This window comes from Paenibacillus sp. 10L310 (assembly GCF_056395745.1).
The window spans coordinates 131,686-145,037 of record NZ_JBFTKC010000002.1 but is presented as its reverse complement, the minus strand read 5'-3'; the positions used below and the strand labels follow the sequence as shown (position 1 = coordinate 145,037).

Annotated in this window: 10 protein-coding genes; 9 read left to right on the top strand and 1 reads right to left on the bottom strand. The window is 43.6% G+C overall.

All coding sequences use genetic code 11. The annotated features are described in order from the left end of the window. Positions 1-91: 91 nt before the first annotated feature. The 4 genes from AC1DE7_RS06220 (at position 92) to AC1DE7_RS06205 (ending at position 3,809) form a co-directional block, all read left to right on the top strand. A complete protein-coding gene (locus tag AC1DE7_RS06220; RefSeq protein ID WP_282321443.1) occupies positions 92-853 on the top strand; it encodes an alpha/beta hydrolase in 762 nt (253 codons plus the stop codon). A gap of 261 nt (positions 854-1,114) precedes the next feature. Further along, on the top strand, positions 1,115-1,549 hold the full coding sequence (locus AC1DE7_RS06215; protein ID WP_477533942.1) for a ribonuclease domain-containing protein: 435 nt from the start codon (positions 1,115-1,117) through the stop codon (positions 1,547-1,549). A gap of 14 nt (positions 1,550-1,563) precedes the next feature. Continuing rightward, entirely contained in the window at positions 1,564-1,839 is a 276-nt protein-coding gene (locus tag AC1DE7_RS06210) for a barstar family protein (protein ID WP_076327603.1), read from the top strand. A gap of 275 nt (positions 1,840-2,114) precedes the next feature. Further along, on the top strand, positions 2,115-3,809 hold the full coding sequence (locus AC1DE7_RS06205; protein WP_339286877.1) for an ABC transporter substrate-binding protein: 1,695 nt from the start codon (positions 2,115-2,117) through the stop codon (positions 3,807-3,809). Between the two features lie 115 nt (positions 3,810-3,924). Here AC1DE7_RS06205 and AC1DE7_RS06200 read toward each other — a convergent pair whose 3' ends face one another. Beyond that, positions 3,925-4,794 (bottom strand): AraC family transcriptional regulator, encoded by an 870-nt coding sequence (locus AC1DE7_RS06200; protein ID WP_339286879.1) that lies wholly within the window; start codon positions 4,792-4,794, stop codon positions 3,925-3,927. Positions 4,795-4,957: 163 nt separating this feature from the next. Between AC1DE7_RS06200 and AC1DE7_RS06195 the strand changes: the two genes are divergently transcribed. From AC1DE7_RS06195 to AC1DE7_RS06175, 5 genes are all read left to right on the top strand, one after another. Then, positions 4,958-6,475 carry a glycoside hydrolase family 43 protein gene (locus AC1DE7_RS06195; protein WP_339286880.1) on the top strand — a complete coding sequence of 506 codons (1,518 nt, stop codon included), beginning with the start codon at positions 4,958-4,960 and terminating at the stop codon, positions 6,473-6,475. Positions 6,476-6,482: 7 nt separating this feature from the next. Further along, positions 6,483-8,033: a glycoside hydrolase family 43 protein gene (locus AC1DE7_RS06190; protein WP_339286882.1), complete on the top strand. Its 1,551-nt coding sequence runs from the start codon at positions 6,483-6,485 to the stop codon at positions 8,031-8,033. 125 nt (positions 8,034-8,158) lie between these two features. Beyond that, the gene (locus tag AC1DE7_RS06185; protein WP_315371793.1) at positions 8,159-9,844 is read left to right on the top strand and encodes an extracellular solute-binding protein; all 1,686 of its coding nucleotides are present in this window, start codon (positions 8,159-8,161) and stop codon (positions 9,842-9,844) included. A gap of 48 nt (positions 9,845-9,892) precedes the next feature. Continuing rightward, positions 9,893-11,659: a sensor histidine kinase gene (locus AC1DE7_RS06180; protein ID WP_390925370.1), complete on the top strand. Its 1,767-nt coding sequence runs from the start codon at positions 9,893-9,895 to the stop codon at positions 11,657-11,659. Next, positions 11,644-13,269, top strand: coding sequence for a response regulator (locus AC1DE7_RS06175; RefSeq protein ID WP_127548518.1), 1,626 nt, complete (start codon positions 11,644-11,646; stop codon positions 13,267-13,269). The genes AC1DE7_RS06180 and AC1DE7_RS06175 overlap by 16 nt, the downstream gene beginning before the upstream one ends. Positions 13,270-13,352 lie beyond the last annotated feature (83 nt).

Below are 13,352 nucleotides of genomic sequence, written 5' to 3'. Positions count from 1 at the left end.
AAATCATCTTGTAATTATACTTACCGGTAAGTATAATTATGAAGAGTTAAAAAAGGCATATCATTATCCTCATATTAAGGTGGTTATAAGGTTGAAAACAGCACAACGTACTAACAAATGGAAGAAAATAATTATGTGGACCATCTTGTCCATTGTTATCATCGTGGCCGGGGTTTACGTATATCTCAATTCGGTTACGTATAGTCCGACTGAGCGAGCTGAAACGGCGATGACAAGTGATGCTCAGGTTATTGTCGCCAAGATTAAGGACGGTTACCGATTCGAACCCGTGGGTACAGAGATAACCAAACCGAATATTATTTTTTATCCAGGTGGTCTGGTTGAACCTGAAAGTTATTCTCCACTTGCCAGAGAAATGGCAGAACAGGGTCACCGCGTATATATCGCGAACATGCCAATAAACTTGGCGATTTTCGGTCAGAACAAGGCTGATTCCTTTATCGAGGAACATCCTGACGAAGCGTTTGTTATTGGTGGCCATTCGTTGGGAGGGTCATTTGCATCACGGTATGCTACGGAGCACAATGAGAAGTTGGAAGGTGTCTTTTTCTTGGCTTCTTATGCAGATGAAGGAGGGAGCGTAAAGAATACGGACTTGTCTATCTTACAGATTACAGGCTCGGATGACGGAGTGCTTAACTGGGAAGACTGGGAGAACTCCAAAGCAAATCTTCCGGAAGACACGACATATGTGAGTATTGAGGGTGGAAATCACGGTCAATTTGGCTCATACGGCATGCAAAAAGGAGATAATCAGCCTGCCATTACGGAAGATAAGCAGTTGGAAGAGGTTGTTGTAGCCCTAGAGAACTGGATGGATACATTAAATTAAACTATTAAATGAATGTGTTGAATGGTAATGATCGTGGTACGATTAAAGTCGCTATTTTAGCGGCTTTTTTTGTTGAATGATACGCATATGCATCAATGGAGCAGAGCAGGCTTAGCTGCTTTTACCGATTGGATTTGTCTCATTGATTGGTTTAAATAATTGCTTTAATTACTGCAAATCGTTAACATTAGAAGCATTGTCATCGAAATAGCACCAAAACAGAAGACAGCAAGAGCAAGAACATCAAAAGGAGAAAAGATTATGTTTTTCAGAAAATTTGCTTACACGTTAGTGATCATCCTCGCTTCATTATTGTTCTCAGGTTGTACGTCAGAGTCTTTGCGTGATCTCGGATCACCTCAAGTTTCGGAGGATATGGGATTTGATGAGGTTGCCAATTATATCTCGGAACACAATGAACTCCCACCAAATTACATTACCAAGAAAGAGGCCAGAGATCTGGGATGGGAACCAAGCGAAGGTAACCTGCGAGAAGTCGCTCCAGGCAAAAGCATCGGCGGCGACGTGTTCAGGAACCGGGAAGGATTACTCCCCAACAAAAAAGGCCGGATTTGGTACGAAGCCGATATAAATTACTCAGGAGGACGGCGCGGAAGCGACCGAATTCTATACTCGAATGACGGTCTAATCTACCAGACGACAGATCATTACAAGTCATTTGAACAGTTAAAATAAACGGAGGAAATGATATGAGCATCATTCAGATTAACGGAAACGACTTTCACAGCAAGGAAGAGCTTCATCAAATTTTGCAGAACCAGCTTGAGTTAGACGAAAGTTATGGAGGCAATTTGGACGCACTATGGGATGTCTTAACTGGGGCTGTAAGCATGCCGCTTACTTTTCAATGGATTGGCTTCGAGAAAAGTAAAGAAATTCTTGGAGAATACGCTGATCAAGTCATGGAATTGTTGCGGGAAGTTGAAGCAGAAATCCAAGGATTTACGTTAGAACTATATTATTGAAAAGTAGGTTTGGTTTTATGAGGCGATGGGCAACCATCGCTTTTTTGGTCTTCACATTTTTACTGAGACTCATGTCTAGATCATGCTATTTTCATGGCTTAATAATCAAGGTTGGGGTTATTAGACTTCCTTATACTTTAAACATGGAATAGGGTAGGCAGGGTTGTAGTCGTTTACTAACGGTTGAATATGTAAGCGTATACTATCTCAAAGTGAACCATCGTAATGTCTGGATTGGTTATTACGACTAACATCATTTAGGGGGCAGAAAAATAATGAGAGCCGTATCAAAAGTGCTAGGAGCATGTCTCGTAACAAGTGTTGTGTTAGTTTCCGCCGGTTGCGGAAATGCTGGAGAGAATTCCGAATCAAATACGAGTGACACCAACAGCCCGATCACATTTACCTTCTTCGGCGCAGATGCAAGTCCCAACTGGAACAAAATGCAGGATGCGGTAGGGAAAAAAATTACGGAAGAAACCGGTGTAAGCATTGATGCTGAATTCGATATTTCGAGCGGAGGCGGAAACGACCGTATTTCCTTGATGGCTGCAAGCGGTGATTATCCGGATTTGATTTTCCCCAAAGGTAACTTGACCAGACTCGTTGATGCCGGGGCAATGATTGATCTGACGGATCTGATCGAAGAACACGCCCCCAACTTGAAAAAGATCTACGGTGAGCACTTCAATCGGTTGAAATACAGCAATGACGATCCTTCAATCTATTGGATTCCAACGAATGGTGCGATCGATCAGGTCAGCTTTGATGCGACGAATGGTACTGCCATTCAACATCGTGTAGTCAAGGAACTCGGGTATCCTGAGATCAAAACCTTAAACGATTTCGAAAATGTGCTACGTGAATATTACGAGAAACATCCGACCACAGATGATGGCCAACCCACAATTCCGCTGACGCTTAGTGCAGATGGATGGCGGCGAATGATCACTGTTACTGATCCCGCTGTCATGTCTACTGGAGGACCTGGAGATGGTGAATATTTCATCAATCCGGACACCTACGAAGCCGTTCTGCATTACAAACGTCCCGAGGAGAAGGAATATTTCCGGTGGTTGAACAAGATGTACAATGAAGGCTTGCTGGATAAGGACAGTTTTGTTCAGAAGGATGACCAGTATAAGTCCAAAATCGCCAGTGGTCGCGTGTTATCCTTGCTTGATCCAAGCTGGGGATTCAGTGATGCGGAAAATGCTTTGAAAAGTGCAGGGAAAGACGACATGACCTACGGATTCTATCCGGTCACGCTAGATGACAACTTTCAGCGTAAAGATTTCCAGAATATTGGCTTTGACGGTTATGGCATTGGCATAACTGTAGATTGTGAAGATCCTGTCCGGGCTATTAAATTTTTGGACTGGATGTCTTCTGAAGAAGGGCAAGTATTGAGAAACTGGGGCGTTGAAGGCGAGCAATATAACGTGGAAGACGGTGTTCGCACCATCCCAGCCGATGTACAGGAACGTAAAAACAAAGACAATAACACATTCACCAAAGAAACCGGAGTAGGCTTGTATTACATTTTTGGTGCTCATTACGGGGATGGCGTCAAAGATTCAACGGATAACTACTATACAACGAATTATCCTGAACAGATTCAGCAAAGTTATTCCGATGAGGAAAAAGAAGCTTTGAAAGGCTATGGCATCACCACATGGAAGGACTTGTTCCCTTCCGAAAAGGAGTTTCCGGTGAAAGAGTGGGGTGCTGCTTACAATATGCCGATTCCTTCGGATAGCGGGGATTATAACGTTGTGTATCAGAAAACGCAGGATATTATTCAGAAACGGATCGCCGAAGCGATTACATCCTCTCCGAGTGCCTTTGAAGGCATATACGACAATATGATTACCGAACTTGATAATGCAGGTGCAGTAGCCATGGAACAGCAGTATACGGAGTGGATTAAAGATCGCGTTCGATTGTGGACGGGTAAAGAGATCAATTAACTGGCGTATAATAATAATGAGTTGTTTGCAGATCCGAAGTATATCAAGAACTAAAAAACATCAAGCCATGAAGGATGGCTTGATGTTTTTTAGTTTACATTGAATGAGCTTGTCATTATTTTGGCAAAGCTTCCATTGCATCACGTCTTTGTTTGATATATCTACCGGGGGAGATGCCAACCATTTTGGTAAAACTGCGAATAAAATTGGCATAGTCACTAAAGCCCGATTGAAAGCATGCATCCGTAATACTCATTCCTTCTGACAGGTGGAATTTGGCCCGTTCAATACGACGACCCAAAATGTAGGAACGGATGGTTAATCCAGTATGCTTCTTGAACTGGCGGCTGATATAAGTACTGTTCATGTAGAACACTTCGGCAAGTTTGCGAAGGGTAATGTCTTGATTTAGATGTGTTTCAATATAATCCATGGTTTCACGAACTAGTTCAGGCATAATGTCATTGGGAACAAAGGAATTGTTATGAAACCAGACGTTAATCATGACCAACAATTGGGCTACGGCTGCATTTATTTTGATATCGGTGCCATACGCATCGGAAGCAAGCAATCCTTCCAGTTCGTTTGTACATTGCAGCATCCGCTTCAAGTTATCGTCGTCTAAATGTACGATGTTGCCTGTTCCTTTGGGGCGATGATCAAAACATGACGATAGATTGGTTGATGGTGTGGAAAGCTGAAACAGATATGTTTTTTTGAGATTGATTGTAATTCGCTCATACTCAGATTCATCCAGAATAAAGGCTCGGTGCATCTCCTCGGGTGACATCACAAGCAGATCGCCAGGCTGTACATGGTAACATCGATTTTCTACATAAAAGTGAACGTTACCACGAAGAAACAGGTAGATCTCGTATGCATTATGGCGATGATAGATCGTTTCCAGCTTATACGTCGTTACGCTGTGTAGATATAAGAGCTCAGGCTGGATGGGATCATAAAAACACTCAGAGGATCCATTCATGAAGTACCTCCCGTCATTTCACGCAATAAATAGAGCGGTTAACGCAATGAAATTGTACTCAGCTTACCTTAAAATGTAATCATCCTATCATGTTACCTTTTGTATTGCAAACGCTTTCTCGTAAAAAAACACAACTAAAAACGATTATAGGGGGATTCTTTTGATGAATCATCATTCCACACCACAAGCTGGTGAGCAAAAGCAAGATCAAGTTGCCAATCTGGAGAGTATTCCAGGGGAGATTGGAAAGCTTCGTCCCAACGGTAACCCTCTGGTGGCCCACAAATTCGGAGCGGATCCCTATGCTTTGGTATTTAACAATCGAGTCTACTTATATATGACTAGTGATAAGCTGGAATATGATAAGGACGGTCTTCCTCAGAAAAACAGCTACAGTTCAATCAACCGGATTACGGTCATTTCTTCGGATGACTTAATCAACTGGACCGATCACGGGGAGATCAGAGTTGCTGGACCGCAAGGCGCAGCAACATGGGCTTCGCAATCCTGGGCCCCGGCAGCTGCTCATCGAAACTTGGAGGGCAAGGACTGTTTCTTTCTTTATTTCGCCAACAATGCCAGTGGAATAGGTGTACTGTCTGCACCCACACCTGTAGGTCCATGGATAGATCCTATAGGACAGGCACTTATTACAAGAGAGACTCCGGGAGTGGAGGAAGTAACCTGGCTATTTGATCCGGCTGTCATTGTAGATGATGATCAGCAGGCCTACATCTATTTCGGTGGTGGTATTCCACAGGGGAAAGCAGAAAGACCGGATACGGCAAGAGTTATGCGATTGGGAGACGATATGATCAGCGTTGTTGGCAAAGCGAAGGTTATTCAGGCGCCTTATATGTTTGAAGATTCAGGGATACATAAATATAATAATAGTTACTACTTTACGTATTGTTCCAATTTTATTGAGGGTGATCGGCCAGATGGCAGCCCACCACCTGGTGAGATTGCATATATGACCAGTGTTCAGCCAATGGGGCCATGGACATATCAGGGTACGTTACTCCAGAATCCTGGACACTTTTTTAATATTGGCGGCAACAATCACCATGCTATATTTCAACTATCGGATCAGTGGTACATTGCCTATCATGCCCAGACATTATGCCAAGCCATGAATATCCCAGAAGGTTACCGGTCAACACATCTTAATCGAGTCGAACATGATGAGGCCACGGGTAAGATCAAGAAGGTACATGCCGATTATCAGGGCGTAGATCAAATCAAGTGCTTCGATCCCTATGGGCGGGTAAGCGGTTCGACGATTGGATGGAGTAGCGGAGTATCAACAGAGCAATATTTTGACTCTGGTGAGATGTCTGCATCAGATTCGAATATGATCTCCGCTAAGCTGCATAATGACAGCTGGATAGCTATATCCAAGGTCGACTTTGAAAGTGAAGGACCTACAACCTTCACAGCCACGATTGCGAATCAAGGAACCGAAGGTACGTTAGAACTTCGACTTGATCGTACAGACGGACTGTTAATTGGAGAAATCATTGTTCCACCTGCAACCGAATCTCTTCAATGGATGGAACTAACAACTAATGTTACGGGTGCGAAAGGTGTGCAAGACTTGTATATTAAGCTTAAAAGTTCAACAGACAGCCCAACCATCCTTTTAAGAGAATGGAAGTTTAATAGACAAAATGAGGTGTAATTAAAGCATGTATCCGAATCCGATTATTTGGGCCGATTACCCGGATCTTGATGTTATTCGTGTAGATGACACATATTATATGGTCAGTACAACCATGCATATGATGCCGGGATGTGTCATCCTGCGTTCATATGATCTGATCCATTGGGAAGTAGCCACATATGTATACGACACATTGGACGATACACCTGCACAACGGCTGGTGGATGGTCATCACGTTTATAGTAAAGGCATGTGGGCTGCATCACTCCGCTATCATCAAGGAATGTTCTATGTGATCTTTGTTGCGAATGATACCCGTAAGACATACTTATATACGTCGACCTCCATCTCGGGAGTATGGAAGAAACAGATCGTGGAAGGGTTTTACCATGATTGCTCCTTATTTTTTGACGATGATGAACGAGCATATCTCGTGTACGGTAATACCGAGATCTATCTGACCGAATTAAGCTCTGATCTGTCCGGGCCCAAACCTGGTGGAGTGCATCGCTTGATTGTAAAAGACGAGCAACCTCATCACCTTGGTTATGAAGGAGCACATTTTTACAAGATCAATGGTAAATATATTGTGTTCCTGATTCATATCACGAAAGCTTCCGGACGTAGAACACAGGCGTTTTATATGGCAGATTCTCTGGAAGATGTCTTCACTGGTGGAGAAGTATTTAATGACGATATGGATTATTTCAATTCAGGTGTTGCTCAGGGCGGTATCGTGGATACGCCGGATGGAGACTGGTATGCAATGCTGTTTCAGGATCATGGGGCTGTTGGCCGGGTTCCTGTTTTGGTTCCGCTACACTTTGATCAAGGTATACCGGTCTTTGCAAACAAAGCGCCGAAGCAGATTGATATCCCGAGCACGAGACCAGAGCACCGTTATAACCCGTTAGTAGGTAGCGACAGTTTCAATTATGAACCCGAAGAAGATGGAAGCGTCCGCCTCCGTGATTTTTGGCAATGGAATCATACACCTAATCATGAACTCTGGTCCGTTACAGAGAAATCGGGGGTGTATCGTGTTCGAACGGGACAGATCAGCCCAAATCTGACGTTTGCGGTAAACACACTAACCCAGCGTTCAATGGGGCCCGCTTGCGAAGCAATAGTTACGCTTGACGGCAGTCGTCTGAATGATGGGGATTATGCCGGGTTGTGCTTTCTGATCGGTTCGTACGGTATGATCGCTCTCACGAAGCAGGATAGTAAGTTTTACTTGGTCATGCATGCCAGAGATAGTGAGGATTCCACCATATTTGGCAATCTGATCGACCAGAAGCCAGCCACTGAACATGAACGTATCCCGGTATCAGATCCAGTAGTTAAACTAAAAGCATTCGGAAATTTTGAGAACAATCTGGATGAGTGCTCTTTTGCCTATTTCGATGGAACTGAATGGAGAGATATAGGGATTGTCCACAAAATGATATATAAACTGGATCATTTTATGGGTTGTCGAACGGGGTTGTTTGTATATTCAACTGAGATAGCTGGAGGAACAGCTGACTTTTCGAATTTTGAATATCGCATGATCAATCCTGATGAGAAACAATAAAGATACGCAAAAGCCGCCCAATGGCGGCTTTTCGTATTCAATGAGTACAAGTTGTTGTACAATGATATGGATTAAAGTTGACAGAGAGAAGAGAGTTGTTCAAACCGAACTGGGGGCATGTCGTCATGTATAAGAGATGTCTGGACATAACAAGATGGACCTTCATTCTGTTCCTTGCTGTATCCATACCAGCAGGTCATACCGAAGGTAATAGCAAACAACATCATCCGCAGCAAGATGGGCAGCAGATTCAACTTCCCGCTACGTTTGAGAGGTATTCTCCTCCCATCGTGGTCTCTTTTGTCAGGGAAACGGGAGATGACCTTGAGCGCATGATTAGTCAGTTACCTGGTGAGACGATACTGGATAATCGCTGGACTCGTTTGTACGAGAAAGAGCTAGGTATTCAAATTCACTATGACTGGACTGCTAAGGGAGATGTATACAATCAGAAGTTGGGTGTATCCCTTGCTGCAGGACGTTTTCCAGATGTGGTGAAAGTTAATCCATATCAACTTAGACAACTGAGCAACGCTGGAATGATCGAAGATTTAACCCATGTGTACCAAGAGTATGCTTCCCCACTTACAAAGAGTATATTGGAGGCGGAGGGAAGAGGAGCATTTGATGCGGCAACCATTGATGGCAAACTCATGGCTATTCCCGAATCATCTTCCTCCATTGAGACAGCGCAGTACCTGTGGATTAGAAGCGATTGGTTGGAGCAACTGGGGCTACGGCCGCCTGAAACGATAGAAGAGCTTCTCCAGGTTTCGAAAGCGTTTACAGAGGAGGACCCCGACGGGAACGGAGAGCATGATACGTACGGACTTGCGCTAACGAACCATCTATGGGATCCAGTTATGGGAGCTGCAGGGTTCATGTCCGGCTACGGTGCCTACCCTAATATATGGGTTAAAGATGCAGAAGGAAACCTCACTTATGGAGGTATACAGCCTGAAGTTCGGGAGGCTCTGAAAGTACTGCAAACGTTGTATCGTGAAGGCCAACTTGATCCGGATTTTGGTTATAAAAGTGGAAACAAGGCGTTTCGTCTAGTTCAAGATGGAAAAATAGGGATGCTTTACGGCGAACAGTGGACATCCTTTATGCTTCAGAGCACCCGTGATAAAGATACAGGTATAGATGTAGAATGGCAGGCATATCCCATTGTTGCCAAGTCGTACCGGAGCCTGTTCGTACCGCTACGTTCCAACACTGGGCAATACTTTGCTGTAAAAAAGGGATTCTCTAATCCGGAAGTTGTTGTAAAGCTCATGAATCTGCATCTGGACATCAACTGGGGGGATCAGGCACAGTATGAAACATACTACAATGACGACTCCCGAGCTGTGTGGATGCTTTCACCGGTAACTCCTTTTCCCGGTAATAAAAATATAGATGCATACAAACAAATTCGTGATGCCAGAAGTACAGGAGACTTCTCGGCTCTGCAGAATGAAGCTCTCGCCATTCACAAACGCATTGTGGCCTATGAATTGGAAGATGTAGAGAGCGGCTGGGGTTGGAAACAAACCTATGGGCCTTCGGGTGCTTTTAGCATTGCAGATTCTTACGAGAAGAACGGCCAACTTCTCTATGATCAATTCACGGGCGGAATTACGGATACAATGGTTGATCGACAAATTATTCTTCGGGATCTTCAGCTTGAAGCCTATATGAACATTATTCTAGGCAGGTCGATAGATGAGTTTGATCAATTCGTTGAGAACTGGCGCAAGCTGGGGGGAGATCAGATCACATCGGAGGTTAACGCGTGGTTTCGCGCCAGCAAGCCAAAGGAGCGCTAATGTTCACTTTATTCTTACAAGGAACCCACTCAGCCTTTGGCATTGGAGGTGAATGTATTGATCAAGATCCCTGCTAAATCATGGTTTAACAGTATATTTGCGCGATTAATAATCACCTATCTGGTATTTGTACTCCCCCTTATTCTTCTTGGCGTGTATCTGTATCATTGGAGTTATGACAATGCAAGTCAGGAAATATCGTTGTCAACGGAAAGACGGTTGAACCAATATGTGGTGGAATTGAACAGAGAGATAGAATGGATGGAATTACAGCAGTTTGATATCGTTGAGGATCGAAAACTCAATCGTCTGGCCATTCTCTGGGACATGATGGATCAGGTTGAGCGGCGTGATACATTAAATTACCTGACTGAACGACTCGCTTCATTCAAGAACAGCACTGCTTATATCAAAAACGTTCATGTACATATCCCTTCTGTTGGCAAGAGTATATCCGCGATCCAAGGCATCGATGATTTCGATAAAAGTTCTTACCTATATTTCAGTTCAGGCATGCAAGGAAAAGGTACACGTTTCACGGTGAAAGAGGACGCCTTGAACTTAAGTGCTGTCAGATTGACAGGCACGAGAGGAGAACCCCCGCTTTTTGTCATTCAGGTGGAGCTGGATACATACCATTTTCAGAATGAACTCACACGGCTTAATTTGTACCCTGAGAGTTCAACGTTTCTGATTGAGGACAAAACGGGGTATGCCATCACAGATAAACATCAAGCTAGTGTTATTCTCGCGAATTACCGTGAGCACAGTGTAAAGGGTACACTTGATGGCTTTCGGATGAAGGTGGGTGACACCATGTACCATGTTAGTCAGTTGCATATGGACTCCCTGGGCTTATCCGTAGCTACATATCTACCCGAGGCAATTGTTACGAAGCCACTTAGCAAGTTCTATCATTGGGCTTGGCTGTTTGCAATTACATCATTTGTTGCCATCACGGCGTATCTCTATTCAAGTTACAAGTTGATTCATATCCCGTTGCTGTTGTTGGTGAAAAGATTCAAAAAAATGGAGGGAGGCATGCTTGATGTCCCCATTGCGCATAACCGAAAGGATGAATTCGGCTTCCTCTACACCCGTTTCAATCTAATGATTGAAAATCTTCAATCCCTTATCGATCGAGATTTTAAGAAAACATTGATGATGCAGCGGGCCGAGTTGAAACAGCTTCAATCGCAGATTAATCCTCATTTTCTGTACAATAGCTTCTTTATTCTGAATTCACTGGCAAGGACAGGAGAAACCGAACGTATTGAGCAATTCACCAACATGCTCGGAGAGTATTTCAGGTTCATTACGCGGAATGAAACAGATCATGTGAAGTTGAAAGTGGAAGTTGAGCATTCACGGATCTATACAGAGATTCAACAATTACGATTCTCCAGACGAATCAAAGTTGATTTTGGGTCACTACCTGCTGAGATGGAACATATTAAAGTTCCCAGACTCATTATTCAACCTATTATTGAGAATGCCTACGAACACAGCCTTGAAAAGAATACGGACTCCGGTCTTCTAATTATTGGGTTTAATATGGAAGGTTCATATGCCGAGATCACCGTAGAGGATAATGGTAATGAGTTGGAAGAGCAACACATTCAAACTCTTCAACAACGTTTGCATAAGGACGGAGGTACAGACGAAATGACGGCGTTAATAAATATTCATCGACGTCTGGTCCTGACGTATGGAGAAGGAAGTGGGCTTTTTCTATCCAGAAGTGAACTGCAAGGGTTAAAAGTCACAATTCGAATCCAGTGGAAAGAGGGGGAAAACGAATGTATCGACTTTTGATTGTAGATGACGAGGAGATTATTACGGATAGTCTCTATGAAACGTTCGCCAGACATATACCCGAACAGCTTGATGTATGTAAGGCCTACTCTGCAACAGAAGCATTGTCCTGGATGCAACGTTCGAGAATTGACATTGTTCTAACGGACATCCGTATGCCGGGTATGAGTGGGTTGGAACTGACAGAGCGGATTCAAGCCAGTTGGCCGAATTGTCGTGTCATTTTTCTGACAGGACATAGCGATTTTGATTATGCATATCAAGCTTTTCAGATGGCTAATGTGCGTTATTTGCTCAAAACGGAAGGTTATGACAAGGTGATGTCTGTTGTAGAAGATGTGATGGAAGAGATCCGGCAAAGTCACAGCATGGTTGAGTTGTTGGAACATTCTCATAAAGTTAATTCGCAGCTTGCACTGATACAGCAAAAAGAGTATTTACGGAAGTTACTTCAAGACTGTACAGCGGTTATAGATTCTACTATGCATATGCAGGACGAATTATCCAAACGAGATATAAGATTACAGATCAACTCGCCTGTTTATCTCATACTGGGTCGGTTCAATAATCTGCCAGAAAAGGGTTCGGACCTCACACAAGTCCAAGAATCTGTGCGCATTATCGGCTCTTCTCTGATGAATGAACGTACAGTGTGCGCAAGTGTAACGGACCATTATGGGGATACGATCTGGCTGCTTCAGCCGAAGCAGGAGGAAGAGATGACAAATGATAAACTTGTGCGATTTCTAGAAGGTACACTGGAACTGGTACAGGAAGCATGCATGGTCTCACTCGGCGTATCCATTGCTTTTTCATTAAGTAGTCGCAGTTGCAATTGGTCCGAGTTAACCAAACAATATGAACGTCTGAGATTACTCCAGTGGATGAAAATTGGGGATGGTGTATCCATGGTACTCACGGACCATCGTAATGATCTCTCATCTGATGTACCCAAAGAATCCATGCGGATCTCAAACCGGATCGAGATTATGTCAGGATATTTGGAAACAGGACGAATTCAGCCATTTTACGATATATTTGAGGAGCTTGCAGGAGAACTGATGCAACAGGATATTACGATGGAACGTGCCATGGAGACATACTACAATCTGGCCTTATTATTGCATTCAACGATCAATCGTTGGGGTCTTCAACAGAAGATCCCGGATCAAAGAAGCTTGCTGCACTTAGGGGAGTATACATGCATGAAGGATGCAGTACAGTTTCTATATCGTGCTGCCGATGAACTAGTCCGCTACAAAAGATCAAATGAACAGGAACGCGCTAACGTTGTCATTCATTCCTTATGCAGTTACGTCAAGGAGAATCTGGAGAAAGATCTTTCTCTGGTGAGACTGGCAGAACTTCATCATTTTAATCCATCCTATCTGTCGCGATTCTTTAAGCAGGAAATGGGAATAAACGTGTCAGAGTTCATTGACGACTGCCGGATACGGAAAGCTAAAGAATTGCTTCAGAACACAAATCTTATGGTACGTGAGGTCGCACTTCAAGTGGGGTACGAGGCTGCCCATTCATTTACCCGACTTTTTAAGAAAATAACGGGAATGACTCCCCAAGAATACCGGGAATCCCTTTTGGTACGTTAATGGTGAATACTCTGGAATTGACCAAATCCAAACAACCACAAAAAAACGCAGGAAGAAGAATATATCCTGCGTTTTTTTGTGGT

What these genes read in the sequence shown, in the direction of transcription:
- AC1DE7_RS06215 (WP_477533942.1), top strand. Translation starts at nt 1,115, where the DNA reads ATGTTTTTCAGAAAATTTGCTTACACGTTAGTGATCATCCTCGCTTCA.
- AC1DE7_RS06210 (WP_076327603.1), top strand. Translation starts at nt 1,564, where the DNA reads ATGAGCATCATTCAGATTAACGGAAACGACTTTCACAGCAAGGAAGAG.
- AC1DE7_RS06205 (WP_339286877.1), top strand. Translation starts at nt 2,115, where the DNA reads ATGAGAGCCGTATCAAAAGTGCTAGGAGCATGTCTCGTAACAAGTGTT.
- AC1DE7_RS06200 (WP_339286879.1), bottom strand. Translation starts at nt 4,794, where the DNA reads ATGAATGGATCCTCTGAGTGTTTTTATGATCCCATCCAGCCTGAGCTC.
- AC1DE7_RS06195 (WP_339286880.1), top strand. Translation starts at nt 4,958, where the DNA reads ATGAATCATCATTCCACACCACAAGCTGGTGAGCAAAAGCAAGATCAA.
- AC1DE7_RS06190 (WP_339286882.1), top strand. Translation starts at nt 6,483, where the DNA reads ATGTATCCGAATCCGATTATTTGGGCCGATTACCCGGATCTTGATGTT.
- AC1DE7_RS06185 (WP_315371793.1), top strand. Translation starts at nt 8,159, where the DNA reads ATGTATAAGAGATGTCTGGACATAACAAGATGGACCTTCATTCTGTTC.
- AC1DE7_RS06175 (WP_127548518.1), top strand. Translation starts at nt 11,644, where the DNA reads ATGTATCGACTTTTGATTGTAGATGACGAGGAGATTATTACGGATAGT.